General features: G+C 70.1%; 19 protein-coding genes and 1 tRNA gene. 7 read left to right on the top strand and 13 right to left on the bottom strand.

The window, feature by feature from the left end; genetic code table 11:
- Positions 1–636: 636 nt before the first annotated feature.
- Both AC07AZ_RS19605 and AC07AZ_RS19600 read left to right on the top strand, forming a co-directional pair.
- The gene (locus AC07AZ_RS19605; protein ID WP_478849330.1) at positions 637–1,995 is read left to right on the top strand and encodes a pyridoxal phosphate-dependent decarboxylase family protein; all 1,359 of its coding nucleotides are present in this window, start codon (positions 637–639) and stop codon (positions 1,993–1,995) included.
- The gene (locus AC07AZ_RS19600; protein WP_478849328.1) at positions 1,992–3,428 is read left to right on the top strand and encodes a lysine N(6)-hydroxylase/L-ornithine N(5)-oxygenase family protein; all 1,437 of its coding nucleotides are present in this window, start codon (positions 1,992–1,994) and stop codon (positions 3,426–3,428) included. Before AC07AZ_RS19605 ends, AC07AZ_RS19600 begins: the two co-directional genes overlap by 4 nt.
- A gap of 63 nt (positions 3,429–3,491) precedes the next feature.
- Here the strand turns inward: AC07AZ_RS19600 and AC07AZ_RS19595 are convergent, their stop codons facing one another.
- On the bottom strand, positions 3,492–5,297 hold the full coding sequence (locus AC07AZ_RS19595) for a bifunctional metallophosphatase/5'-nucleotidase (protein WP_478849550.1): 1,806 nt from the start codon (positions 5,295–5,297) through the stop codon (positions 3,492–3,494).
- Between the two features lie 149 nt (positions 5,298–5,446).
- On the opposite strand from AC07AZ_RS19595, the gene AC07AZ_RS19590 reads away from it, so the two are divergent.
- Positions 5,447–6,163 (top strand): SIMPL domain-containing protein, encoded by a 717-nt coding sequence (locus AC07AZ_RS19590; RefSeq protein WP_478849326.1) that lies wholly within the window; start codon positions 5,447–5,449, stop codon positions 6,161–6,163.
- 196 nt (positions 6,164–6,359) lie between these two features.
- Positions 6,360–7,796, top strand: coding sequence for a pyruvate kinase (pyk, locus tag AC07AZ_RS19585; RefSeq protein WP_478849324.1), 1,437 nt, complete (start codon positions 6,360–6,362; stop codon positions 7,794–7,796).
- Between the two features lie 16 nt (positions 7,797–7,812).
- Here the strand turns inward: pyk and AC07AZ_RS19580 are convergent, their stop codons facing one another.
- The gene (locus tag AC07AZ_RS19580; RefSeq protein WP_478849322.1) at positions 7,813–8,601 is read right to left on the bottom strand and encodes a helix-turn-helix domain-containing protein; all 789 of its coding nucleotides are present in this window, start codon (positions 8,599–8,601) and stop codon (positions 7,813–7,815) included.
- 82 nt (positions 8,602–8,683) lie between these two features.
- Positions 8,684–8,767, bottom strand: a tRNA-Leu gene (locus tag AC07AZ_RS19575).
- A gap of 102 nt (positions 8,768–8,869) precedes the next feature.
- Here AC07AZ_RS19575 and AC07AZ_RS19570 point away from each other — a divergent pair.
- On the top strand, positions 8,870–9,526 hold the full coding sequence (locus AC07AZ_RS19570) for an ANTAR domain-containing response regulator (RefSeq protein WP_371672180.1): 657 nt from the start codon (positions 8,870–8,872) through the stop codon (positions 9,524–9,526).
- 82 nt (positions 9,527–9,608) lie between these two features.
- Here the strand turns inward: AC07AZ_RS19570 and AC07AZ_RS19565 are convergent, their stop codons facing one another.
- The 9 genes from AC07AZ_RS19565 to AC07AZ_RS19525 form a co-directional block, all read right to left on the bottom strand.
- A complete protein-coding gene (locus AC07AZ_RS19565) occupies positions 9,609–10,325 on the bottom strand; it encodes an ABC transporter ATP-binding protein (protein ID WP_478849320.1) in 717 nt (238 codons plus the stop codon).
- Positions 10,322–11,233, bottom strand: a complete 912-nt coding sequence (locus AC07AZ_RS19560; protein ID WP_478849318.1) for an ABC transporter ATP-binding protein — start codon at positions 11,231–11,233, stop codon at positions 10,322–10,324. Before AC07AZ_RS19560 ends, AC07AZ_RS19565 begins: the two co-directional genes overlap by 4 nt.
- Before the next feature lie 5 nt (positions 11,234–11,238).
- Complete coding sequence (locus AC07AZ_RS19555; RefSeq protein WP_478849316.1) at positions 11,239–13,065, bottom strand: branched-chain amino acid ABC transporter permease; 1,827 nt, start codon at positions 13,063–13,065, stop codon at positions 11,239–11,241.
- A gap of 5 nt (positions 13,066–13,070) precedes the next feature.
- Positions 13,071–14,003, bottom strand: coding sequence for a branched-chain amino acid ABC transporter permease (locus tag AC07AZ_RS19550; protein WP_478849314.1), 933 nt, complete (start codon positions 14,001–14,003; stop codon positions 13,071–13,073).
- Between the two features lie 110 nt (positions 14,004–14,113).
- A complete protein-coding gene (locus tag AC07AZ_RS19545) occupies positions 14,114–15,343 on the bottom strand; it encodes a branched-chain amino acid ABC transporter substrate-binding protein (RefSeq protein WP_478849312.1) in 1,230 nt (409 codons plus the stop codon).
- A 271-nt stretch (positions 15,344–15,614) separates the two neighbouring features.
- Positions 15,615–16,250 carry a Tat pathway signal sequence domain protein gene (locus tag AC07AZ_RS19540; protein WP_478849548.1) on the bottom strand — a complete coding sequence of 212 codons (636 nt, stop codon included), beginning with the start codon at positions 16,248–16,250 and terminating at the stop codon, positions 15,615–15,617.
- A complete protein-coding gene (locus AC07AZ_RS19535) occupies positions 16,247–16,681 on the bottom strand; it encodes a hypothetical protein (protein WP_478849310.1) in 435 nt (144 codons plus the stop codon). Before AC07AZ_RS19535 ends, AC07AZ_RS19540 begins: the two co-directional genes overlap by 4 nt.
- 110 nt (positions 16,682–16,791) lie before the next feature.
- Positions 16,792–17,280, bottom strand: a complete 489-nt coding sequence (locus AC07AZ_RS19530; protein WP_478849308.1) for a PaaI family thioesterase — start codon at positions 17,278–17,280, stop codon at positions 16,792–16,794.
- A gap of 55 nt (positions 17,281–17,335) precedes the next feature.
- Positions 17,336–19,615 (bottom strand): FdhF/YdeP family oxidoreductase, encoded by a 2,280-nt coding sequence (locus tag AC07AZ_RS19525; protein ID WP_478849306.1) that lies wholly within the window; start codon positions 19,613–19,615, stop codon positions 17,336–17,338.
- 231 nt (positions 19,616–19,846) lie between these two features.
- On the opposite strand from AC07AZ_RS19525, the gene polA reads away from it, so the two are divergent.
- Positions 19,847–22,573, top strand: coding sequence for a DNA polymerase I (polA, locus tag AC07AZ_RS19520; RefSeq protein ID WP_478849304.1), 2,727 nt, complete (start codon positions 19,847–19,849; stop codon positions 22,571–22,573).
- Positions 22,574–23,587: 1,014 nt separating this feature from the next.
- Here the strand turns inward: polA and AC07AZ_RS19515 are convergent.
- Positions 23,588–24,448 carry a DUF4184 family protein gene (locus tag AC07AZ_RS19515; protein ID WP_478849302.1) on the bottom strand — a complete coding sequence of 287 codons (861 nt, stop codon included), beginning with the start codon at positions 24,446–24,448 and terminating at the stop codon, positions 23,588–23,590.
- A 385-nt stretch (positions 24,449–24,833) separates the two neighbouring features.
- Between AC07AZ_RS19515 and AC07AZ_RS19510 the strand changes: the two genes are divergently transcribed.
- Positions 24,834–26,594 carry a lytic transglycosylase domain-containing protein gene (locus AC07AZ_RS19510; RefSeq protein WP_478849300.1) on the top strand — a complete coding sequence of 587 codons (1,761 nt, stop codon included), beginning with the start codon at positions 24,834–24,836 and terminating at the stop codon, positions 26,592–26,594.
- Positions 26,595–26,644: the final 50 nt, after the last annotated feature.

The following is a 26,644-nucleotide window of genomic DNA, read 5'->3' as shown; positions in this document are numbered from 1 at the left end:
GCCCGGCCGGGGCCGACGCCGCACGCGCCGAAGACGATCCGCCGCCTCCGGTCCGTCCGCCCGGACGCCGTCGGCGCGGCCGGTCCGGCCCACCGCGCTGAACCAGGGCTTGCCCGAGCCGCGCGCGGATCTTGCCGAGCCGCGTGCGGACCCTGCCGAGCCGCGTGCGGGCCCTGCCGAGCCGCGTGCGGCGCCTGTTCCGAGCCCGAAGCCCCGGCCCCGCCCAGCGGCCCGCAGGGGCGGGCCGACGAGCCCCGCCGGGGTTCGCCCGAACTCCCACCCGGGGTCGCGGGAGTTGGGCCAAGGAGCCCGGTCGGGGTTCGCCGGAACTCCCTGCCCGGGGTCGCGGGAGCTGGGCCAAGGAGCCCCGCCGGGGTTCGTCCGAACTCCCCGCCCGGGGTCCGCAGGGGCAGCCCAAGGGGCCCCGCCGGGGTTCACCCGAACTCCCCGCCCGGGTCCGTCGGAGTGGCCCGAACGCCGCTCAGCGGGCGACGGCAGCGGGACGGCGCGCACGTCCCACACGCAATCCCCCCCCACCGACGTACCCCCTTCGAGTGCCGATCGTTCGACTGGCGGGCACGACACCGCATCCACGTACAAGCTGGAACTCCCTCTGCCCGCGCCCCGGAGGACACCATGAGCACGCCGCCCCTCGCCTCCGGCCCCCAAGGCCCCCACACCCTGCGGCCGTTGCTCGACACGGTGCTCGACGCACTCGGCGACGGCACCCGCGCCCGCGGAGGACCCCTGCCCGCCGGCGGACCGGACACCGTCGCCGCACGTCTGCGGGACGCCGTAGGAGACGTCCTGCCCGAGAACGGCCACCCGGACGCCCTCTACACCCTGGTCCGCGCGCTCGCCGAGGGCGCCGCCGACCCCGCGGACCCGCTGTGCGCCGCCCACCTGCACTGCCCGCCCCTCGCCGTCGCCACCGCCGCCGACCTGGCCGCCTCCGTCCTCAACCAGTCCCTCGACTCCTGGGACCAGGCCCCGGCCGCCTCCGCCCTGGAAGCCCTCGTCACCCGCGCCCTCGCCCGATACACCGGCGCGGCGGACGCCCTCGTCACCACCGGCGGCACCGAATCCAACCAACTCGCCCTGCTGCTCGCCCGCGAGAGACACGGAGCCGGCGTACGCCTCGTCCACGGCGCGGGCGCCCACCACTCACTGCCCCGCGCCGCCTGGACACTCGGCCTGCCCGACCCCGTCGTCGTCCCCGCCCCCGCCGGCACCCTCGACCCCGCCGCCCTCGACGAAGCCCTCACCACCCTCCCCGGCCCCCACCTGGTCGCCGCCACCGCCGGCACCACCGACGCCGGCCTCATCGACCCACTCCCCGAGATCGCCGCCCGCTGCGCGGCCCACGGCGCCCGCCTGCACGTCGACGCCGCCTACGGCGGGGGCCTCCTCTTCAGCGACCGCCACCGCGCCGCGCTCGCCGGCCTCGAAGCCGCCGACACCGTCACCCTCGACCTGCACAAACTCGGCTGGCAGCCGATCGCCGCCGGACTCCTCACCGTCCGCGACCCCCGCGACCTCGCCGCCCTCACCCAGCGCGCCGACTACCTCAACGCCGACGACGACACCGACGCCGGCCTCCCCGACCTCCTCGGCCGCTCCCCACGCACCAGCCGCCGCCCCGACATCCTCAAGATCGCCGTCACGCTGCGCACCCTCGGCCGCAGCGGCCTCGGCCGGCTCGTCGACCAGGTCTGCGACCACGCCCGCACGTTCGCCGCCCTCATCGACGACCACCCCCGCTTCGAACTCCACGCACAGCCCACCATCAGCACGGTCCTCTTCCGGCCCGCCCACGCCCACGACGACACCGTCGCCACCGTCCGCCGCACCCTGCTCACCGGCGGCCACGCCGTCCTGGGCCGCGCCCGCCCCGACGGCCGGCTCTGGCTCAAGGCCACCCTCCTCAACCCCCACATCCGGCCCGACGACCTGGCCGCCCTCCTGAACCTGGTGGAAGGACACACCCCCCGATGAACCACCCCCCGACCCCCCACCCCCCACACCGCCGACCCGATGCACCCCGCGACCTCGTCGGCATCGGCATCGGACCGTTCAACCTCTCCCTCGCCGCCCTCGCCCACCCCCTCACCGAACTCGACACCGTCTTCTACGACCAGCGCCCCGCCTTCGACTGGCACCCGGGGCTCCTCATCGACGGCGCCACCGTCCAAGTCCCCTTCCTCGCCGACCTCGTGACCCTCGTAGACCCCGCCAGCCCCTGGACCTACCTCAACCACCTCAGAGCCCGCGACCGACTCTTCCCCTTCTACTTCGGCGAGCGCTTCCACATCCGGCGCACCGAATACGACGCCTACTGCCGCTGGGTGTCCGAACAACTCCCCGGCCTGCACTTCTCCCACCAGGCCGACGCCATCCGCTGGAACCCCGAACGCGATCTGTTCGAGGTCGACTTCACCCAACTCGACGCCGACGGCGAAGCCGAAGCCCTCGGCCGCACCCACACCAGGAACATCGTCCTCGGCATCGGCACCGAACCCCACGTGCCCGAACCCCTCAAACCCCTCGTCGAAGCACCCGGCGTACCCGTCATCCACGCCTCCGACTACCTCGCCCACCGCGACGCGTTCCTCGCCGCCGGACACGTCACCGTCATCGGCTCCGGACAGTCAGGCGCCGAAGTCTTCCTCGACCTGCTGCGCGCCCGCCCCGCCGGCCGCGAAAAGCTCCACTGGCTCGGCCGCACCGAGGCGTTCGCCCCCATGGAGTACTCCAAACTCGGCCTCGAACACTTCACCCCCGACTACACGCGCTACTTCCACGCCCTCGCCGAACCCGTCCGCGACCGCCTCGTCCCCTCCCAGTGGCAACTCCACAAAGGCATCGACGCCGGCACCCTCGCCGCCATCCACGACGAGCTCTACCACCGCACCCTCCACGGCGACTGGCCCGACACCGTCCTCACCCCCGGCGTCCACGTCCGCACCGCCGGCCGCATCGCCACCACCAGGATCGAACTACACCTGGAACACCTCCAGCAAAGCACCCGCTCCCGCCTCACCACCGACGCCGTCGTCCTCGCCACCGGCTACCGCGAACGCCCCCTGGACCGCGTCCTCGCCGGACTCGACCCCTACCTACGCCGCGACAACAGCGAACGCCCCCGCGTCGACGAGCAGTTCCGCCTCATCCTCGACCCGTCCGTCTCCGCCACCGGCTGCCACGTCTACGTCCAGAACGCCGAACGCCACACCCACGGCATCGGCACCCCCGACCTCGGCCTCGCCGCCTGGCGCAGCGCCACCATCCTCAACTCCGTGACCGGCAAGGACACCTACCCCCTCCCCGCCCGCACCGCCTTCACCGCCTTCGGCCTCCAACAGCAACCACACATCCCCACCACCAGACGCCCAGCCCCCGTCCTCACCCCCCTGGCCGAAGGCCCCTGAACCACGCCGGCAAACACCGAGGGCCGGCAGCACACCGCCGCCGGCCCCCGAACCCCGCACCCCCTAGAACACCGGCGTACCGTCCCGCGTCAGCCTCCAGTCCACCGACGCGAAGTCCGCCGGATCCAGCACACCCTTCGCCGTCACCCACTCCGCGATCCGCGTCCGGATCTCCGTCGACTCCGACCACACCTGCGTCGCCGAAGCGACGAACGGGAACGCGCCACCGCCATTCGCCCGATAGTTGTTCACCGCCAGCACGAACCTCTGCGCGTCGTCCAGCGCCGCACCCCGATACGTCAGATTCCTGATCCGCGAACCCGCCGCCTGCGCGATGTCGATGTCGTACGACAACCCCGACACATAGTCGTAGTTGTAGTCCGGACGACCACCCGCGTTCGTCAGCTTCTCCACGTCGACCACCGCACCCGCCGCCGTCTGCACGAAGTACTCCGCCGAATACTCCAGGTACGCCCGCACCTGCGCACCCGTCATCAACTTCGCCACCAGCGTGTTGTCATACACATACAGACCCGACAGATCCCGGATCGACACATCCCCCGCCGGAATCTCCGACGTCCGCGAGAACGGCGACGCCTGCGCGATCACCGGCACCGACGCGTACTCCGTACCCGCCAACGCCGCCCTGACCACATCCTCCTGCACCCGCGTGATCAGATCGATGATCGGCGCGTCCTTGTACCGCGCCTCCACCGTCGTCAGCGTCTCCGTCGCCGAACCCACCACCTGGTTGACGTACTCCACGACCTTCGCGTGCTCGTCACCCAACAACTTCACGATCTTCGGATCGTCCGCAACCGCATTCGAGTTCAACACCTTCGACGACACCGACGCGACCGCCCACCGGCCCCTCTCGAACACCAACTCCACATCGAACACCGACAACCGCTCCGCGAACGCCAACGGCTCCGACAACACCACCGTCTTCCCGGTCTTCACGTTGACGACCCTCAACTCCGGGATCTCCAGATGCGCGTGCCCCACCAGAACCGCGTCGATGTCCGGCACCTGCTGCGCCACCAGCGCCGCCGAGTTCTCCACATACGGCAACTGATCACCGTACGACGACGTACCCGACGAACCCGAGTGCGCCGACACGATCACCACGTCCGCACCCAGCGACTTCAGCTTCGGCACCCACTTCGCCGCCTGCTCCTCCAACCCCGGGAACGCTAGCTTGCCCTGCACAAACGCCTTGTCCCAGATCGCGATACCCGGGTTGGTGAGCCCCAGCACCGCCACCTTCACCGGCGGCGCACCCTTCACACAGAACGTCTTCATGACATACGGCTGGAACGCCGGCCGCAGCGTCCGCGCGTCCACCGCGTTCGCCCCCAGCAACGGGAAACGCAGCTGCGACTCGAACTTCCGCAGCGTCTCGATCCCGTAGTTGAACTCGTGGTTGCCCAACGCCGCCGCGTCGTACCCGATCGCGTTCATCGCCTGCGCCATCGGATGCACCGGACCACCCTCCGCGGTGATCGGATCCACCTTCGCGTAGTAGTACGTCAGCGGCGTGCCCTGGATCGTGTCACCCGCGTCCACCAACAGCGTGTTCTCGCGCCCCTTCTCCTTGCGGATCTGGTTCACCAGGGTCGAGATCCGCGCCAGCCCCTGCGCGTTGCCCGCCGCGTCCTTGTACTCCGCGTCCTTGAAGTAGTCCCAGTTGAAGACATGACCGTGCAGGTCGGTCGTCCCCATCACCGTCAGCGCGTACCGCTTCGCCGGCCTCCCCGGCCGCTTCCCCTCCGCGGCCTCGGCCACCGGAGCCCCCGCGGCCCCCACCAGCGCGACCCCCGCCCCGGTCACAGCGGACTTCTTCAGGAACTTCCGGCGATTCAACGGCATGTCTGCTTCTCCTCGGGACAAGGCCAACAACGCGCGTAGATTCTGACCCGGACAGGACAGACGGCAACAGGTCCACGAGGTTGCGATCTGATGACCTCACCCCCCATCAGCACCGCTGCAACCAGGTATGACATGACAGAGTGGGACGTATGACCACCCCCACCACCCCCGACCCCCACCCCGCCGTCCCCTACGGCACCCCCGACGCACCCCGCATCGCCGTCCGCGGCGAAGCACACCTCGAAGTCGACCCCGAAATAGCCCGCATCGGCATCACCATCACCTCCCGCGGCAAAGACCGCCGCACCGCACTCGACGACCTCACCCGCCGCAACACCACCGCCCTCGACCTCATCAAGACCTACGGCGACGCCGTCGAACACCTCGAAACCGGCGCCTTCTCCCTCACCCCCCAACTCAGGGAACACGGCCGCGGCGAACGCGTCCACGCCCACCACGGCCACGTCCACATCACCGCCGAACTCACCGACTTCACCGCACTCGGAGAACTCACCACCCGCCTCGCCGACCTCGAACTCACCCGCGTCGACGGACCCTGGTGGGCCCTGCGCCCCGACTCACCCGCCCACCGCCAGGCCCGCCGGCAAGCCGTCCACGAAGCGGTCCAGCGCGCCCGCGAATACGCCGAAGCCCTCGGCACCACCCTCGCCGCCCTCGTCGAACTCGCCGACATCGACGCAGAGGCGCCCCGCCCCCACCCCGCCGCGGCCCCCGGCGCCCGCATGCGGTCCATGACCCGCACCGCCGCCGAGGACACCGCCGCCGCCCTCGACCTCGAACCCCAGCGCCAGCACGTCCACGCCCAGGTCAACGCCCGCTTCACCATGGCACCGCCCCGACTCTGACGGCCTACGGCGAAACAGATTCGACTATCGAATAAAAAGGCGAATTCTCTCGCTCCCCACCCACCCGGACAGCGGAATGCTCATCCGAGCGTCCCGGCGCACAATTCAACACCTGTCAACAATGCTTCACCCAGAGGTTGTCGGGTCGTCATTCCCCACCAATTCCCTACCCGCCGGTAAGTCTTAGGCTCAAACCATGCGCCGAGCAAAAATCGTCTGCACCCTGGGCCCCGCCACCGACTCGTACGACCAGATCAAAGCACTGGTCGACGCCGGAATGGACGTCGCCCGCCTCAACCTCAGCCACGGCACCCACGCCGAACACGACGAGCGCTACCAGCGCGTGCGCAAAGCCTCCGACGAAACCGGCCGCAGCGTCGGAATCCTCGCCGACCTCCAAGGCCCGAAGATCCGCCTCGGCCACTTCACCGAAGGCCCCGTACTCCTCGAACGCGGCGACACCTTCACCATCACCGTCGAAGAAGGCGCCGAAGGCGACCGCCAACAATGCGGAACCACCTACGCCGGCCTCGCAGCCGACGTCACCACCGGCGAACGCATCCTCGTCGACGACGGCAAGGTCTGCCTCGAAGTCACCGAGATCGACGGACCACGCGTCCACACCCGCGTCATCGAAGGCGGCATGATCTCCGACCACAAGGGGCTCAACCTCCCCGGCGTCGCAGTCTCCGTCCCCGCCCTGTCCAAAAAAGACGAAGACGACCTGCGCTGGGCACTCCGCACCGGCTGCGACGTCATCGCCCTCTCCTTCGTCCGCAACGGCAGAGACATCCTGGACGTCCACCGGATCATGGACGACGAAGGCCGCCGACTGCCGGTCATCGCCAAGGTCGAGAAACCCCAGGCCGTCGACAACATCGACGACATCGTCGCCGCCTTCGACGGCATCATGGTCGCCCGAGGAGACCTCGGCGTCGAAATGCCCCTCGAACAGGTCCCCCTCGTACAGAAACGCGCCATCAAACTGGCGAAACGCAACGCCAAACCGGTCATCGTCGCCACCCAGATGCTCGACTCCATGATCGAGAACTCCCGCCCCACCAGGGCAGAGGCCAGCGACGTCGCCAACGCCGTCATCGACGGCACCGACGCGGTGATGCTCTCCGGCGAGACGAGCGTGGGCAAGTACGCGGTCCAGACCGTCCTCACCATGGCGAAGATCGTGGAAGCGGCGGAGGAGGACATCCTCGCCAAAGGCCTCCCCGACCTGACCGAAAGCAACAAACCCCGCACCCAGGGCGGCGCCATCGCCCGCGCCGCAGCCGAACTGGGCGACTTCCTCGGCGCCAGGTTCCTCGTCGCCTTCACCCAGTCAGGCGACACCGTCCGCCGCCTCTCCCGCTACCGCTCCCCGATCCCCCTCCTCGCCTTCACCCCGGAACCGGCGACCCGCTCCCAGCTGAACCTGACCTGGGGCGTCGAGACGTTCCTCGGTCCACAGGTGAACTCCACGGACGCGATGGTCGACCAGGTGGACGAACTCCTCCTCAGGTACGGCCGCTGCCGGAAGGGCGACGTGGTGGTGATCACGGCCGGCTCACCCCCCGGGGTATCGGGCTCGACCAACCTGGTCCGCGTCCACCACGTCGGAGAGGACGACAGCCCCAAGTAGGGGACTGTCGTCCGGGTCAGTGCTTGGGGCCTACGTGGGTGTCGAGTAGGGCTACGGAGGCTTTGCGGGCGATTGAGATGTTGAACGGGTCGCTGCCGCGAGCAAGCGTGGTCCACTCGACGCTGACCTTGTCGAGGGTGTCGGTGAAGAGCTTCCGGATGTCGTCCGACTTGTTGGCGAAGAAGTAGCGCGGATATTCGTAGCGCTTGCGCTCACCGCCGACGGATTTCTCGGTCCAGTTGGTAATGCGACATCCGTCGGAGTGGATGAGTCCGCGGATGAACTCCCAGGGGCGCGCATCGACGATGGCCTGCTGCCAGGGGTCGAAAGTGATGCGACGTTCGTGCTTCTTACCAGGGCCGTGCTGGGGGAAGAGGCAGTGCAGGTGCTTCGAGTAGACCTTCACATTGCGGCAGCCCGTCCTGCGGACCCGGCAGACGGAGTTATCGGGGAAGACTGCGCGCATGGCTTGCTCGCATTCATCCATGAGGCCGGGCCATGATTCGGCGCAGGTGATCATGAGGTTGGGCACGCGGTGTTCTGAGTAGTGGCTGATGTGGCCGTCGCCGAGGTAGAGCCCGAGGAGGTAGCTGTATGCCGACTCGTTGAGTTCCCTCCCGTCGCACCAGGGGCACTTCGGATCATGCGAGCCAGGACATTCGCCGCGTTTTGCGCGGTCCATGTGCTTCCAGTAGCCGACTGTTCCAAGCGGAATGTTGAGGCCCCGGGCTACGGTTGCGTTGCTCACGCCGTCGCGCAGGAGAGTCAGGGCTTTCTGTCGCACTTCAGTGCCATGGAAGTTCATGCGGCCACTGTGTGTCACCGATGATGACCGCGTGTAGAAAAAAGCGGATGTTCACGAGAACGTGAACATCCGCTTTTCAGAGTGCCCGGTGTGGGATTCGAACCCACATGCCCGAAGGCACGGTGGTTTGAGCACCGCGAGTCTGACCAGATTCCTCCAACCGGGCAGGCCGTGGAACTCTGGGAAGTGTACCGGGTGACCACGTGATGCTGCAGCTGGGTAGGCTCTAGGTCAGCAGCACATGCCCGGCCCGTAACAAGGAGCCCCCGTGACCGCCCCCGAGTCGCCCCAGCCCGTAGACGCGCCCGACGACGACAAGTCGCACGTGCCTCCGCTGACGACCCGTGTCGTCATCGCCGAGGACGAGGCCCTGATCCGGCTCGACCTCAAGGAGATGCTGGAGGAGGAGGGCTACAGCGTCGTCGGCGAGGCCGGTGACGGCGAGGCGGCCGTCGAGCTCGCCCGTGAGCACAAGCCCGACCTGGTGATCCTCGATGTGAAGATGCCGAAGCTGGACGGCATCTCGGCGGCCGAGAAGATCGCCGAGGAGCGTATCGCGCCGGTGCTGATGCTGACCGCCTTCTCGCAGCGCGACCTGGTCGAGCGGGCGCGGGACGCCGGTGCGATGGCGTATCTGGTGAAGCCCTTCAGCAAGAGTGACGTCGTGCCGGCGATCGAGATGGCCGTGTCGCGGTTCACGGAGCTGCGGGAGCTGGAGAACGAGGTCGCGGATCTGACGCTGCGGCTGGAGACGCGCAAGCTGGTGGACCGGGCGAAGTCGATTCTGCAGACGGAGTACGGGCTGACGGAGCCGGCGGCGTTCCGGTGGATCCAGAAGACGTCGATGGATCGGCGGATGTCGATGCAGCAGGTGGCGGAGGCGGTCATTCAGGATGCCGACGAGAAGAAGGCGTCGAAGGGCTGAGCCGCAGCGCCTGACCCGGACATGCGTGAGGCCCGCGTCCCCTGAGCAGGGGGCGCGGGCCTCGTCGTTGCCGGGGTGTCGCTCAGTCCTCGCCGAGGTACGCCTTGCGTACGGATTCGTCGTGGAGGAGGTCCTGTCCGCTGCCGGAGAGGACGATGTTGCCGATCTCCATGACGTGGCCGTGGTCGGCGAGGGAGAGGGCTGCCTGGGCGTTCTGCTCGACGAGCAGGATGGTGGTGCCCTGGGACTTGAGTTCGGCGATGGTCGCCATGATCTTCTGCATCATGATCGGGGAGAGGCCCATGGAGGGCTCGTCGAGCATGAGGAGTTTGGGCTGGGACATGAGTGCGCGGCCCATGGCGAGCATCTGCTGTTCGCCGCCGGAGAGGGTGCCGGCGGCTTGTTTGCGGCGTTCTCCGAGGATGGGGAAGAGGTCGTAGGAGCGCTGGATGTCCTTCTCGATGCCGGCTCTGTCGTTGCGGAGGAAGGCGCCGAGGCGGAGGTTGTCCTCGATGGTCATGCGGGGGAAGATGTGCCGGCCCTCGGGGGAGTGGGCGAGTCCGAGGGAGACGATCTGGTGGGCGGGGGTCTTCTTGAGTGACTTGCCGTTGAACTTGATCTGGCCGCCGACGGGCTTGAGGAGGCCGGAGAGGGTGCGCAGGGTGGTGGTCTTGCCGGCGCCGTTGGTGCCGATGAGGGTGACGACCTCGCCTGCTTCGACCTTGAAGGAGATTCCCTTGACGGCTTCGATCTTGCCGTAGGCGACGCGGAGGTCCTCGACCTCGAGGAGTGCGGTCATCGGTCGTTCTCCTTGCCGGGCGCGGCGTCCGTCGTGGTGTCGGCGGTCGCTTCGGCGGCTTCGACTTCGGTGGTCTCGTCGGTGGCGGGGGTTTCTTCGAAGGGTTCGCCGAGGTAGGCGGCGATGACGCGTTCGTCGCCCTGGACGGTGGCGCTGTCGCCTTCGATGAGTTTTTCGCCCTGGACGAGGACGGCGACGCGGTCGCAGAGGTTGAAGATGAACCGCATGTCGTGCTCGATGACGAGGACGGCGATGCCCTTGTCGCGGATGGCGAAGACGAGTTCCTCGGTGGCGCGGGTTTCCTGCGGGTTCATGCCGGCGGTGGGTTCGTCGAGCAGCAGGAGGCCGGGGTCGCTGGCGAGGGCGCGGGCGATTTCCAGCTTGCGCTGTTCGCCGTAGGGGAGGTTGCGGGAGAGGTGTTCGGCTTTGCCTGCGAGGCCGACGAACTCGAGGAGTTCCATGGCGCGTTCGCGGGAGGCGTTTTCTGCGCGGTGGAAGCTGGGGAGGCGCAGGATGGCCGACCAGAAGCCTTCCTTGGTGCGGGTGTGGCGGCCGACGAGGACGTTTTCCAGGACCGTCATGTTGGCGAACAGGCGGATGTTCTGGAAGGTGCGGGCGATGCCGGCGGCGGTGACCTTGAATGATTTGGGTGGCAGGACGTTGCCTTTGTAGCGGACTTCTCCCTCGGTGGGGATGTAGAGGCCGGTGAGGCAGTTGAAGAAGGTGGTCTTGCCGGCGCCGTTGGGGCCGATGAGGCCGACGATCTCGCCGCTGTTGACGGTGAGGTTGACGTTGCGTACGGCGGTGAGGCCGCCGAAGCGCATGGTGACGCCGCGGGCGTCGAGGACGGTTTCGCCGGGGGCGGTGGCGCCCGGGGTGGCGTCCTTGGTGGTGGTGTCGGTGGTCATCGGTGTCAGGCCCCCGTCTTGCTCAGGACTGTGGGTGCTTCGGCGTCTTCGTGGAATTCGAGTTGGCGTCGCCGGTTGGGGATGAGGCCTTCTGGGCGGAAGCGCATCAGGAGGATGAGGGCGAGGCCGAAGGCGAAGAGTTGGTAGTCGCCGAGGAACTGGAGCTTGTTGGGGATGAGGAAGAGCAGGGAGGCGCCGATGAGGGGGCCGCTGATGGTGCCCATGCCGCCGAGGACGACGGCGGCGAGCAGGAAGGCGGAGTTGGGGGGGATGGGGCCGGCGAAGACGTATTGCTCGGGGGTCACGGTGTAGGTGACGTGGGCTTGTACGGTGCCGGCGAGGCCGGCGAGGGAGGCGCCGACGGCGAAGGCGATGAGTTTGACGCGGAAGCCGTTGATGCCCATGGCGAGGGCGGCGGTCTCGTCCTCGCGGATGGCGACCCAGGCGCGGCCGATGCGGGAGTCGCCGCTGCGTCGGAACACGGTCACGACGATGGCGGTGATGATCAGCATCAGGAAGAAGTAGTTGGCGAAGCGGCCGATGGAGAAGCCGGCGATGTCGTGGACGGCGCCGAAGTCGAATCCGAGGATGTCGAGGTTCGGGATGGAGGAGATGCCGTTGGAGCCGTTGGTGATGTCGGGGCCGGAGGTGCCGTCGAGGTTGTTGGCGGTGATGCGGAAGATTTCGCCGAAGCCGAGGGTGACGATGGCGAGGTAGTCGCCGCGCAGTCGCAGGGTGGGGGCGCCGATGAGGACGCCGAAGATGAGGGATGCGCCGGTGCCGACGAGGGCGGCTGCCCAGAAGGGGAAGTGGACGCCGAAGGGGGAGCTGGGGGAGCCGGAGACGAGTGAGGCGGCGTAGGCGCCGACGCCGAGGAAGGCGACGTAGCCGAGGTCGAGGAGTCCGGCGAGGCCGACGACGATGTTCAGGCCGAGGGCGACGGTGGCGAAGATGAGGATGTAGACGCCTACGGTCGCGTACTGGTCGTCGGTCTGGGTGAAGGGGAACATCGCGGCGGCGACGAACGCGCCGCAGGTGGTGATGTTCTGGTGGCGGGCGGTGATCTGGCTTGCCTGGGCGACGAGGCCGGACTTGTTGAGGGCGGCGAAGCCGAGGCCGGCGGTGATGAGGAAGCCGACGAACAGTTCGTCGTACTCGGTGCCGATGCCGTAGGTGAAGACGGTGAGGCCGAGGGCGAGGACCGCGACGATGACGAGGATCTCGGCGTAGGAGGGGAGCTTGCCGACGGGTCGGGCTGGGCCGGCGGCGAAGGCTGCCTTGACGGTCTCCCACTGGTGGGCGGCCCGGTGCTTGGTGTGCTCCCACGAGGTGTCGTCGGGGTCGATCGGGTCGGGGGCGGGGTGCTCGAAGGGCAGGGCGAGGGCGCCGAGGAGGGCGAGGAGGCTGCCGATGGCGACGATGAAGCCGCCGGGTTCGAGGTTGACGACGCCGCCGAGGTTGGTGGTGATCGCGATGACCGTGTACCAGCTGGTGGCGAAGGTGGCGAGGGCGGCGAACTTGATGGCGCCGTCGGCGCCGGCGGGGATGAGCCAGCCGAGGCCCTTGATGCCGTAGGAGGCGAGGGCGAAGAGGGTGGTGAGGGCGGCGCCTATGAGGACGAGGACTTGGAGGCCGCCGGGGTAGCCGTAGACGGTGAGGTCACCGGGGAAGGCGGAGGTCCAGGTCCAGGCGAGGAAGGTGGAGATGATGGTGAGGATGCCGCCGCCGGTGGCGAGGGCGCGGCCGATGTGCGCCGGGATGCCGATGAGGCCGGCGGGTGCGGAGGCGGTGTTGCCGAGCGGCGCTTCGGGTGCGGTGGTCTGTGTCGTCATCGGTGTCACGCCCTGTCGGCGACGCGCTCGCCCAGCAGGCCCTGGGGGCGCAGTAGGAGTACGAGGATGAGGAGTACGAAGGCCCAGACGTCGGCCCAGGCGTTGCTGCCGAACTGGCTCATGCCGGGGATGTCTGCGATGTAGGCGGTGGCGAGGGTTTCGACGACGCCGAGGACGATGCCGCCGATCATGGCTCCGTAGATGTTGCCGATGCCGCCGAGGACGGCTGCGGTGAAGGCCTTGAGTCCGAGGAGGAAGCCCATGGTGAAGGAGATCTGGCCGTATTTGAGGCCGTAGGCGACGCCTCCGATGGCGGCGAAGGCGGCGCCGAGGGCGAAGGCGATCACGATGATGCGGTCGGTGTTGACGCCCATGAGTTTGGCGGTGTCGGGGTCCTGGGCGGTGGCCTGCATGCCGCGTCCGGTGCGGGTCTTCATGACGAAGTAGCCGAGGAAGGCCATGCTGATGGGGGCGGCGATGAGGAGGAAGACGTCGCCGGTCTGGATGGTGACGTTTCCGATGTCGAAGGGGCCGCCGTCGATCTGGGGGAAGACGCGGGCGGACTTGGCTTCGGGGTACCAGGCCCAGACGGCCTGCTGGAGGGCGAGGGAGAGGCCGATGGCGGTGATGAGGGGGGCGAGGCGTGGTGCGTTTCGGAGGGGACGGTAGGCGAATCGTTCCGCTCCCACGGCGACGGTCACGGAGACCATCACGGCTCCGACGAGCATCAGGGGCAGGGCTATCGCCATGGAGGTGCCGTCGGGCAGTACGTACGCGTAGACCGTGAGAGCGCCGAACGCTCCGGTCATGAAGATCTCGCCGTGGGCGAAGTTGATGAGCTGGACAATGCCATAGACCATTGTGTAGCCGATGGCGACAAGGCCGTACATGGATCCCAGTAGCAGGCCGTTGACCAGCTGCTGCGGCAGTTCGTTCACCGCATGTCCTCCGAGACGGTTCGGATGTTCGACGGGGGGCCGGATGTGAGTCCGCGCGGGGCGCCTGTGGAACAGCGCCCCGCGCGGCTCAGTTGTGGTGCGGGTGGGTGTCAGCCGGTGTAGGTGCCGGACTTGACGGCCTTCCAGGCACCGTTCTCGATGGCGTAGACGGTGAGCTGCTTGTTGGTGGCGTCGCCGTACTCGTCGAAGGAGACCTTGCCGGTCACGCCGTCGAAGGAGACGTTCTGGACGGCGGCGGTGATCTTCGCGCGGGCGTCGTCGGGGAGCTTGCCGCTGTTGTCGTCGACGACCTTCTTGACGGCTTCGATGATCGACCAGGCGGAGTCGTAGGAGTAGCCGCCGTAGGCGCCGTACTCCTCCTTGTAGCCGCCGGCCTTGTAGTCGGCGACGAACTTCTTGGCGGAGGCGAGGGTCTCGACGGGTGCGCCGACCGAGGTGGCGAGGTCGCCGGTGGCGGAGGTGCCGGCCAGCTTGATGTAGTCCTCGGCGTAGATGCCGTCGCCACCGACGACGGGGATCTTGGAGCCGGCGGCCTTGATCTGCTTGCTGAGGGGGCCGGCCTGCGGGTACTCGCCGCCGTAGTAGACGACGTCGGCGCCGGAGTTCTTCACCTGGGTGGCGACGGCGGAGAAGTCCTTGCTGTCCGGGTTGATGTGCTGGGTGCCGGCGATCTTGCCGCCGAGCTTCTTGAACTCCGCGGTGAAGGTGCCTGCGAGGCCGGCGCCGTAGGTCTTCTTGTCGTCGATGACGAAGACCTTCTTCTTCTTGGCGTCGTTGAAGACGTACTGGGCGGCGAACGGGCCCTGGATGGCGTCCGTGGTCGCGGTACGGAAGTACGACGAGTAGGTGCGCTTCTTCGCGGTCGCCCAGTCGGTGCCCTGGGTGAGCGCCGGGTTGGTGTTGGCCGGGGAGACCTCGACCAGCTTGGCGTCGTCGAAGACCTTCTGCATCGACTCGGCGACGGAGGAGTTCAGCGGGCCGACGACGCCGAGGACGCTCTTGTCGGCGACCAGGGCGGTGGCGTTCTGCTGGCCCGCGGAGGGCTGTGCCTGGTCGTCCTTGGCGATGATCTTGAAGGTGACGCCGTCGACGTACTTCTGCTTGTTGGCCGTCTTGGCGGCGAGGTCGACGGAGTTCTTGATGCCGAGGCCCAGCGCGGACAGGTCGCCGGTCAGCGGGGCGTCGACGCCGATGGTGACGGTGGTGCCGCCGCCGGAGTCGGAGCCCTTGTCGTCGCTGTTACGCGAGCCGCAGGCGGTGAGGGTGAGAGCTCCCGCAGACAGCGCGGCGGTAATGGCGATGAGCGAACGTTGACGCACGTTCCAGTCCTTTCCCTGGGCGGCCCTCCCCCCTGGAAGAGGCCGAGTCGAGCGCTGAACCGAAGGGGTATTCCAGCTGCGCGGTGACTGGGCGTGACTCTAAGCGGGCGAAGGTGACAGGGAGGAGGGTCTGACCCATGCTGTGACGCTCTTGTTATGACACGAGGTAATGCAGAGCGGTACTTGGTGGGTGGAACGGCAGAATTCAGGCCGGTTCGCCCTGTCCGCATGTTGAGAACGTGCAGGACGGCCCCGGGTGGGTTCAGGCGTCTCAGGCGTTTTGGTGATTACCTGAATCGTTGCCGCAGGCTACATGTACGGCCTCGGAGAGATCGTGCGCGTAACGTGTGCCCAGGATGTAACTCTGAACTTGTATTGCGCGTGCATTACGTAGAGTTACGTCAAGAAAAGGAAGCCCGGCGTCTTTCGGGGCTCTACGGCAGTCCGTCACGTGCATGGTGACGACGATCTTCCGGCTGGTGCCCGCCTTCGTCCGGAACGGGGCCAGGGGGGCCGAGGTCAGGGAAATTCCGGCGTAGGGCTGCGACACATGGGTCACCGTGACCGGCGGGCCGGACTCCATGCTCAGCAGGACCGCGAAGCTGAAGCTCCTCGGCCGCACCCCTTTCGGCGTGGCCACGCCGTCGAGGTAGGTGATGTCGACGACCTGGGAAGGGTACGCCGCCTCGGGCGGCGGCGGCTTCCGCGGCCGGGTCGCGTAGAGCCAGCCGCCGCCGGCGAGGAGGATCACGGCCAGTGCCGCGGCGAGGACGGGGCGACGGTGCCCGGTGTACCAGCGGACGAGACGCCCGTCCGAACGGCGGCGCGGCGCCGAGGAGTTGGGCGGGCCCGTGATGTCCTGTGCGCGCGTGCCCTCGCCCGGCTCGACCGGGCCGACGCCGCTCACTGCCACGGCCCGTCGCCCGGGCCGCCGCCGCGGTACCACGCCGTGCAGCCCGCGCGCGCCTGACGGTCGATCAACTCGTCGGCCGCCCGGGGGCCTTGGCGTTTCCTCTCGGTCCGTGCCGCGTCCACCACGTCCCGCAGGATCTCGTACTGGCCGTTGGACAGGCCCATCGACTGGTAGTCGCCATAGGTGTGTTGGTTGAGCATCTCGCGCGACCAGTGGCCGACGATCCGCGCGCACAGGTCCTCGGGGGAGGTGGTGGCGGACGCGGACGCGCCGGGTGTCCCGGTCGCGGGGGTGGTGCGCCGGGCCGTCGTGGTGTCCGTGCCGGCCGGTCCCGCGCATCCGGTGGCCAGGGCGGCCGTCGTCAGCGCCAGCGCCAGGGCGAAGCCGCGCGCGGCCCCCGGTCGCGGGGGTCCTCCGGTGTCCATACGCATGACGCTAGGGCCTGTCCGGGGGATCGGGCCAGGGGCAGGGCCGCGCGGCGCGCCGGTGGTCCGGTGCCGCCGCCGCGGGGAGCGGGGCCGGCCGCCGTGTCCGGTCAGCCGGTCGTGGCCACCCGCTGCTCGTCGCTCGAGGTCACGTCCCGCAGGAGGCAGGTGAGCCGGGCGCTGCACACGCGCCGGCCCTCCTCGTCGCTGATCACGATCTCGTACGTCGCCGTGGAGCGCCCCCGGTGCACGGGGGTGGCCACTCCGGTGACCAGGCCGGAGCGGGCCCCGCGGTGGTGGGTGCAGTTCAGGTCGACGCCGACGGCGATCTTGGAGCTGCCGCCGTGCAGCATCGAGCCGACCGAGCCCAGCGTCTCCGCCAGCACCGCGGAGGCGCCGCCGTGCAGCAGGCCGTAGGGCTGGGTGTTGCCCTCGACCGGCATGGTGCCGACCACGCGCTCCGCGGACGCCTCCACGATCTGCACGCCCATGCGCGTCCCGAGATGCCCCGCGGAGAACAGGGCGGGCAGGTCGACGCCGAGCGCGGCGTACTCCTCGACGACCTCTTGCGGGAACTTCACGTGGTGCTGCTCGCCCATGGGTCCGGCTCCGTTTCTCGTGACCAGTACGGCTGCTCGTCCACTGAGCGAACGCTCAGTCGGTCGCCGATTGTTCCAGACGCACCACCACGGACTTGCTGGCCGGGGTGTTGCTGGTGTCGGCGGTGGCGTCCAGCGGGACCAGCACGTTGGTCTCGGGGTAGTACGCGGCGGCGCAGCCCCGGGCGGTCGGGTAGTGCACGACGCGGAAACCGGGCGCCCGCCGCTCCACGCCGTCCTTCCACTCGCTCACCAGGTCGACGTACGAGCCCTCGGCCACCTGCAGCGCGCGGGCGTCCTCCGGGTTCACGAGGACCACCCGGCGGCCGTTGGTGATGCCCCGGTAGCGGTCGTCGAGGCCGTAGATCGTGGTGTTGTACTGGTCGTGCGAGCGCAGCGTCTGCAGCAGCAGCCGGCCCTCGGGCAGCGCGGGGTACTCGACCGGGGCGGCGGTGAAGTTGGCCTTCCCGGTCGCGGTCGGGAAGCGGCGCTCGTCGCGCGGGGCGTGCGGCAGGGCGAAGCCGCCCGGATCGGCCACGCGCGCGTTGAAGTCCTCGAAGCCCGGGATCACCCGCGCGATGCGGTCGCGGATCGTGGCGTAGTCCTTCTCGAACTCCTCCCAGCCGACCTTGCTGTTCGCGCCGAGCACCCGGCGCGCCAGCCGGCAGACGATGGCCGGCTCGGACAGCAGGTGCGTGCTCGCCGGCTCCAGGCGGCCCCGGGAGGCGTGCACCATGCCCATGGAGTCCTCGACGGTCACGAACTGCTCGCCGCCGCTCTGGAGATCGCGCTCGGTGCGTCCGAGGGTCGGCAGGATCAGCGCGCGGGCGCCGGTGACGACGTGGGAGCGGTTGAGCTTGGTCGACACGTGCACGGTCAGCCGTGCGCGCCGCATGGCGGCCTCGGTGACCTCCGTGTCGGGGGAGGCGGAGACGAAGTTGCCGCCCATGGCGAAGAAGACCTTGGCGTCGCCGTCGCGCAGGGCGCGGATCGCGCCTACGACGTCGTAGCCGTGCTCGCGCGGCGGCGCGAAGCCGAACTCCTTCTCCAGGGCGTCCAGGAAGGCGGGGGCGGGGCGTTCGAAGATGCCCATCGTGCGGTCGCCCTGCACGTTGGAGTGGCCGCGCACCGGGCACACGCCCGCCCCCGGGCGGCCGATGTTGCCGCGCAGCAGAAGGAAGTTGACGACCTCGCGGATCGTCGGCACGGAGTGCTTGTGCTGGGTGAGGCCCATCGCCCAGCACACGATGGTGCGCCGCGAGGCGAGCACCATGCGCAGGGCCTCCTCGATCTCCGCGCGCGTGAGGCCGGTCGCGGTGAGGGTCTGGTCCCAGTCCGCCTCGCGGGCGCAAGCGGCGAACTCCTCGAAGCCGTGGGTGTGTTCGCGGACGAACTCCTCGTCCACCGCGCCCTCTGCCTCGAGGATCAGCTTGTTGAGGAGACGGAACAGGGCCTGGTCGCCGCCGATACGGATCTGCAGGAACAGGTCGGTGAGGGCGGCACCCCTGAGCATGCCCTGCGGGGTCTGCGGGTTCTTGAAGCGTTCCAGGCCCGCCTCGGGCAGCGGGTTGACGCTGATGATCCTCGCGCCGTTGGCCTTCGCCTTCTCCAGGGCGGACAGCATGCGCGGGTGGTTGGTGCCGGGGTTCTGGCCGGCGACGACGATCAGGTCGGCCTTGTAGAGGTCCTCCAGCAGGACGCTGCCCTTGCCGACGCCGATGGTCTCCGACAGGGCCGAGCCGGACGACTCGTGGCACATGTTCGAGCAGTCCGGCAGGTTGTTGGTGCCGAGCTCACGCGCGAACAGCTGGTAGAGGAAGGCGGCCTCGTTGCTGGTGCGTCCCGAGGTGTAGAACAGCGCCTCGTCGGGGGAGCCGAGGGCGGCGAGTTCCTCGGCGACGATGTCGAAGGCCCGCTCCCACGTCACCGGTTCGTAGTGCTCCGCCCCCTCGGGCAGGTACATGGGGTGTGTCAGGCGGCCCTGCTGGCCCAGCCAGTAGCCGCTGCGGCCGGCGAGGTCGGCGACGGGACGCGCGGCGAAGAACTCCGGGGTGACCCGGCGCAGCGTGGCCTCCTCCGCGACCGCCTTCGCGCCGTTCTCGCAGAACTCCGCCGCGTGCCGGTGCGCCGGCTCCGGCCAGGCGCAGCCCGGGCAGTCGAAGCCGTCCTTCTGGTTGACGCGCAGCAGGGTCAGCGCGGTGCGCTTCACCCCCATCTGCTGCTGGGCGATGCGCAGGGTGTGACCGATGGCCGGGAGCCCCGCCGCCGCGTGCTTGGGGCGGGTGACCTGCGGCGCGTCCTGAACCGGATCACCCTTGGGGGACTTGGCTGCCATCGGGGCGCTCTCCTTCGCATTCGCCGGCGCGTGTGCCGCGTCCTTCGGGGGGCACCCCGGGGACCTGCACGCCGTCGATACTCGCACGCGCCGGCGACATCGATCCCGGTCGGGCGGGCCCGGGACAGGGGCGACGACCGCGGTGCGCGGGCGGTGCGGCGGGGGGTGCGGGGCCCTGGTCGCGGGTGGGGCCGGGTCCGGCTGTCAGTGGGGCGTGGCAGGATCGGGGGCGTGGCAGAGACAGCATCGAAGAAGACGGACAGGCCCTCAGGAGACAGCCGCCCGCGGCTCATGCTCATGGACGGGCACTCGCTGGCCTACCGCGCGTTCTTCGCGCTGCCCGCGGAGAACTTCACCACCGCGACCGGCCAGCCGACGAACGCGATCTACGGCTTCGCGTCGATGCTGGCCAACACGCTGCGTGACGAGTCGCCCACGCACTTCGCGGTGGCCTTCGACGTGTCCCGCAAGACCTGGCGGTCCGAGGAGTTCACGGAGTACAAGGCCAACCGCTCCAAGACGCCGGACGAGTTCAAGGGCCAGGTCGAACTGATCGGAGAGCTCCTCGACGCGATGCACGTCTCGCGGTTCGCGATCGACGGCTTCGAGGCGGACGACGTCATCGCCACGCTCGCCACCCGGGCCGAGGCCGAGGGCTTCGACGTGCTGATCGTCACCGGCGACCGGGACTCCTTCCAGCTGGTGTCCGAGCACACCACGGTGCTGTATCCGACCAAGGGCGTCTCCGAGCTCACCCGGTTCACCCCGGAGAAGGTCTTCGAGAAGTACGGGTTGACGCCCGCCCAGTACCCCGACTTCGCGGCCCTGCGCGGCGACCCGTCCGACAACCTCCCCGGCATCCCCGGCGTCGGCGAGAAGACCGCCGCGAAGTGGATCAACCAGTTCGGGTCGTTCGCGGAACTCGTCGAGCGGGTCGAGGAGGTCAAGGGCAAGGCCGGGCAGAACCTCCGCGACCACCTGGAGTCCGTCAAGCTCAACCGGCGGCTGACCGAGATGGTGCGGACCGTGGAACTGCCCGGCACGGTCACCGACCTCCAGCGCGCCCCGTACGACCGCCAGGGCGTCGCGATGGTCCTCGACACCCTGGAGATCAGGAACCCCTCGCTGCGCGAACGGCTGCTGGCCGTCGACCCGGGCGCCGAGGAGGCCGAGGAGGCCCCGGTGCTCCTGGCCGGTGTCGAGCTCGACACCAGCGTCCTCGGCACCGGCGAGGTCGCGCCCTGGCTCGCCGAGCACGCCACCGAGCCTCTCGGGCTCGCCACGGTCGACACCTGGGCTCTCGGCACCGGCTCGGTCGCGGAGGTCGCGCTCGCCGCGGCGGGGGGAGCGGCGGCCTGGTTCGACCCCTCCCAGCTGGACGAGAGCGACGAGGGCGCGTTCGCCGCGTGGCTCGCCGACGACGCCAGTCCCAAGGTGCTGCACAACGCCAAGGCCGTGATGCGGGTCGCCGCCGAGCACGGCTGGCGCGTCGCCGGCGTCACCATGGACACCGCGCTCGCCGCCTATTTGGTCAAGCCCGGCCGCCGCTCCTTCGACCTGGACGCGCTGTCCACGGAGTACCTGGGCCGGGAGCTGGCGCCCGCCGCCACGGCCGACGGCCAGCTCGCCTTCGGAGCCGACGACGGCGCGGAGGCCGAGGCGCTGATGGTGCAGGCCCGCGCCGTCCTGGACCTCGGGGCGGCCTTCACGAGCCGTCTGGAGGAGGTCGGCGCGGCGGACCTCCTGCGTGACGTGGAACTGCCCACCTCCGCGCTCCTGGCCCGGCTGGAGCGGTACGGCATCGCCGCCGACAAGGCCCACCTGGAGGCCATGGAGCAGATGTTCGCGGGCGCCGTCCAGCAGGCAGTGAAGGAGGCGCACGCGGCGGCCGGGCACGAGTTCAACCTCGGCTCGCCCAAGCAGCTCCAGGAGGTCCTGTTCGGCGAGCTCGGCCTGCCGAAGACGAAGAAGACCAAGACGGGCTACACCACCGACGCCGACGCCCTGGCCTGGCTGGCCGCCCAGACCGACAACGAACTCCCCGTCGTCATGCTCCGCCACCGCGAGCAGGCGAAGCTGCGCGTCACGGTCGAGGGCCTGATCAAGACGGTCGCGGCGGACGGCCGTATCCACACGACCTTCAACCAGACCGTCGCCGCGACCGGCCGTCTGTCCTCGACGGACCCGAACCTGCAGAACATCCCCGTCCGCACGGACGAGGGCCGGGCGATCCGTCGCGGCTTCGTCGTCGGCGAGGGCTTCGAGTCGCTGATGACGGCCGACTACAGCCAGATCGAACTCCGCGTCATGGCGCACCTCTCCGAGGACGCCGGCCTGATCGAGGCCTTCACCTCCGGCGAGGACCTGCACACCACGGCGGCCTCGCAGGTGTTCGCGGTCGAGCGCTCCGCGGTGGACGCGGAGATGCGGCGCAAGATCAAGGCGATGTCCTACGGCCTGGCGTACGGCCTGTCGGCCTTCGGCCTCTCCCAGCAGCTGAACATCGAGGCGGCCGAGGCCCGCGCCCTCATGGACGCCTACTTCGAGCGCTTCGGCGGCGTACGGGACTATCTGCGCCGGGCCGTCGACGAGGCCAGGGCGACCGGCTACACCGCGACGCTCTTCGGACGCCGCCGCTACCTCCCCGACCTCAACAGTGACAACCGCCAGCGCCGCGAGGCGGCCGAGCGCATGGCGCTGAACGCGCCCATCCAGGGCACCGCGGCGGACATCGTCAAGATCGCCATGCTCCACGTGGACCGGGCGCTGCGCGAGGCGGACCTCACCTCCCGCATGCTCCTCCAGGTGCACGACGAAATCGTCCTGGAGATCGCCCCCGGCGAGCGCACGGCCGTGGAAGAACTCGTCCGCCGGGAAATGGCCGGCGCGGTCCGGCTCCGCGCCCCCCTGGACGTCTCGGTAGGGGTAGGCCCCGACTGGGAATCAGCAGCCCACTGACCCCGAACACGACCGCCCCGCGCCCCGAAAGGGACGCGGGCCGGTCGTGCCCCAGGGGGGAACGGCGGGAAGCCCCCGAAGGGGCGCGGGGAACGGCGCGACATGCCACGACGTTCCGGCACTCGGCGACGCTGGCAAGCCCCTGAAGGGGCGCCCACTCGGCGACGCTGGCAAGCCCCCGAAGGGACGCGGGGAACTGCGCGACAAGCCCCGATGCACCGCCCAAGCCCACCGGCGCAAGCGGCCTCCAGGGGCGCGGGGAACGGCGCGACCAGCCACCACCCACCCGCAGCCACCCCACCGCCCGAGCGGCCGAGCTCCCCGCAGCGCCCGTCACTCCGCTGGCCCCCGCGAAGAAGCCTCCCCGAGGCCACCCCCGTGAGGATGCGGCCATGGGTATACGCATGCTCCACCGCCGGACGGCCCAGGCAAGGACGCACGCCCAGGCGAACGCCGACGCGCCCCCGCCCACGCCCCGCCCACCGGTCCCGGTCTTCGCGGCGGCCGCAAGCACCGCCCGCGTCCCCGCCGGCCCCCTGGCCGCGCCACGCCACGCCACCGCGGTCCTGCGCGCCCGGCTCGCGCCCGCACGGGACGCCGTACGCCTGCACGCGGCGCCCGACTGGCGCCTGTGGGCCGACCTGGGCCGCGGCTACCTGACCCTCGCCCTGACCAGGCTCTCGCGGCCACGCCCACCCGCGACCGTCACGGTCTTCGTCGCACCCCCGCTCCCCGCCAGGACCCCCGGGCCCCCCGCGACCACCGGCCCCCGGACCCGAGACCCCGGAACCCCCGGCCAGGCCACGGGCACCCCGAGCGCCCCCGCAGCGGTGGACCCGAACGCCCCCGCACCAGCGGGTCCGAACGCCCCCGCAATAGCGGGTCCCAACGCCGCACCGGCGAACCCGAACACCCCGGCCACCGCGCCCCCCGCCGCACCGGCGGACCCGAACGCCCCCGCCACCGCGCCCCCGAACAGCCCCGGCGCCCCCGCCAGGAACCAGACCGGCCCCGTCAACGGGGACTCGACCGGGTCCGTTCCCGTTCGGCCTCTCCCCGAGCGTCGTCCGACCCCCCGGCCGGACGCCACAGCCTGATCCCGGCGGCGTACAACACCACGCCCAGGACCAGTCCCGCGCCCACCCCGAAGCACAGGGTCGGGATCACCTCCCAGGTCCTGGCCCCGGACCGCCGGTGCTCCCACCACCGTGTCACCCGCTGTACCGCTCCCAGCAGCGCGCAGCCGCCGACCACGGCGGCGGCCCCGTACCGGTCCCGTACCGACAGGGCCGCGAGGCCCGCCGGTTCGGCGGCCGCCGGTGCCCGCCGCAGGGCACGCACCAGGAACGCGACGACCACGACGGCGCCCACCACGGAACTGCCGTACTGGAGGTACCAGTACACGGGGGAGCCCCTCATCTCCCGGCCCAGGACGGGCAGCAGGCGTACCCCCCACCGGTCGTGGTGCGTGAAGGCGTCCCACACGACGTGGGTCAGCGCGCCGAGCGCCGCGGACAGGTACCACCACACCACCGACGACGGCCGTACCCGCGTGCGCGGCGCCCCGCAGCGCAGCAACGCGGCCGGCGGGCCCTGACGGGCTCGCGGCAGCAGCGCCACCAGCGGCTCGCGCACCAGCAGCCACAGTCCCGTCAGCGCCCAGGCGATGAGCACGTCGACGGTGAAGACACCCGCGACGGAGTGCGTGAAGCTGCCGAACTCCATTCCTCCGGACAGGACACTCGCCGCGAAGTAGGTCATGTCGGGTGCGAAGGAACCGGCCACGAGCACGGCCGGCACCAGGCGGCCCCGGCCGGTTCCGTCGGGGCGCAGGGCGGGCAGGACGGCCGCCGCGTGGCTGAGTGTGAAGGGCAACGGAGCTCCTCGGGGCGGACTTCGGCCGGGTGTTCGGCCAGGAGATCACTCCGGGCCAGTATGGGCGACGCCGCCCCGCCCCAACATGACATGGCCAACCGGTGAAAACCGGGCGCGAACGGGTGCCCGAGGAAAGGAAGTTGTCGTAGGGTCGCCTGGGCCCCCGTGCCGGGCGGTGACGTCGAACCGACCGAACACGGAACCTACAGGCGCCACCGGGGCAACCAGCACCGCGAGTCGATCGTCACAACAGAACGAGCACACCTCACCGCAGGGCGCGGCGGGAGTCACGGCAGGCGGGAAGACGGCACGGCGGGGCGCGGAGAGCGCTCAGGCAGCGGCAGACAGAGACGGGCGCTCGGGCGTCCACGGGAGGGTTCGGTTTATGGCGGCGCAATTCGGCAGCAGGCTGCGCAAGGGAGCTGCGACGACCGCTGTGGCCGCGGTCGCGGTCGCGGCTCTGTCCGCGTCCCAGGCTCCGGGGGTGACGGTCGACGACACCGGCAGACAGACCACCGGCGCCCAGCCCGCGGCGGACGCGACCACCGCTGACGGCGGCGCCGCGACCGGCAACTCGCCGTACTACACGGACCTTCCGCCGCTGAAGAGCCCGAGTCCCGCGCCGATCATCGGCACCCCCGTCTCGCAGGCGGAGGCCGAGGCGGGCATACCCGCGACCGTCCTGGACGCGTACAAGAAGGCCGAGGCCGAGCTGCGCGAGACGAAGCCGGGCTGCAACCTGCCCTGGCAACTGCTCGCCGCCATCGGCAAGGTCGAGTCGGGCCAGGCCCGCGGTGGCCGCGTCGACGCGAACGGCACCACGATCGGCAGGATCCTCGGCCCGCAGCTCGACGGCAACGGCTTCGCGCTGATCGCGGACACCGACAACGGCGCCTACGACGGCAACAGCAGCTACGACCAGGCCGTCGGCCCCATGCAGTTCATCCCGTCCACCTGGGGGTGGGCGGGCCGCGACGGCAACGACGACGGCAAGAAGGACCCCAACAACGTCTACGACGCAGCGCTCGCCGCGGGCCACTACCTCTGCCGCTATGACTGGGACCTGTCCACCCAGGGCGACCTGAACCGGGCGATCCTCAGCTACAACAACTCGACGGACTACCTGAACACGGTCCTGTCGTGGCTGGAGTACTACCGCGAGGGCACCCACGAGATCCCGGACGGCACCGGCACCCTCCCCTCCGGCCGCAGTGACGAGGGCACCGGTGCGAGCCCCGAGCCGTCGCCGCCGGCCTCGCAGACCCCCGAGCACAAGCCCGGCAAGCCCGCGGACCCGAAGCCGACCCCGCCGCCCACCACCCCGGACAAGCCGGGCAAGCCGGGTGAGCCCGGCAAGCCGCCCACCGCCACCGACACCGTGGACCACCTGGAGGACGCGGGCACCGGGAAGCTCACGGCGACCGCCGGCCAGGCGTTCACCCGGAAGATCAGCACCAGGGCCGAGACCAAGGCCGGCAAGTCCGTGGCCAAGGTCCGCATCCGGTTCACGATCACCGGTGGCACCGACACGACGTTCGCCGGCGGCGAGAGCGTCGCCACGGTCGCCACCAACGGCTCCGGTGTGGCCGTGGCGCCCGCGCTGCAGGCAGGCGAGAAGACGGGCGACGTCACCGTCCGTGCCGCCGTCGTCGGCCGCGGCACGGTGAGCGGTGTCGACTACACGGCCACCGTCACCGAGCGGACCGCCGACGCCCTCGCCCGCACCACCGACACGGCGCAGACGACCGCCCCGGGCGGCGAGTTCGCGAACCAGATCGAGGTGAAGGCCACCTACAAGGGCGCCGCCGCCGGCAAGGTCGCGGCCACCGCCACGCTGGTCACGTCGGCGGCCGACGCGACCGTGAACGACAAGGGCCCCTACTTCAAGGACGCGGACGGCAAGACCGTCCGCACCCTGACCGGTCTCGTCACGGACGCGAACGGCCTGCTGAAACTGCCGAAGCTGTACGCCGACGACACCGCCGGCACGTTCCTGCTGCGCATCACCACCGCGGGCGGCGCGACGCTGACGGTCGAACTGACGGTGGCCGCCGCCGAGACGACGCCGCCCGGCACCGACCCGAGCGCCTCTCCGAGCACCTCGCCCAGCACGACCCCCAGCACGTCGGCGAGCCCCTCCGCGTAGCGCTGGCGGCAGTACCCGTCCGCACACCGGCGGCGCCCCTCACGGAGAGG

Source organism: Streptomyces sp. NPDC043878 (genome assembly GCF_056435735.1).
This window is presented reverse-complemented; position numbering and strand designations above follow the sequence as displayed.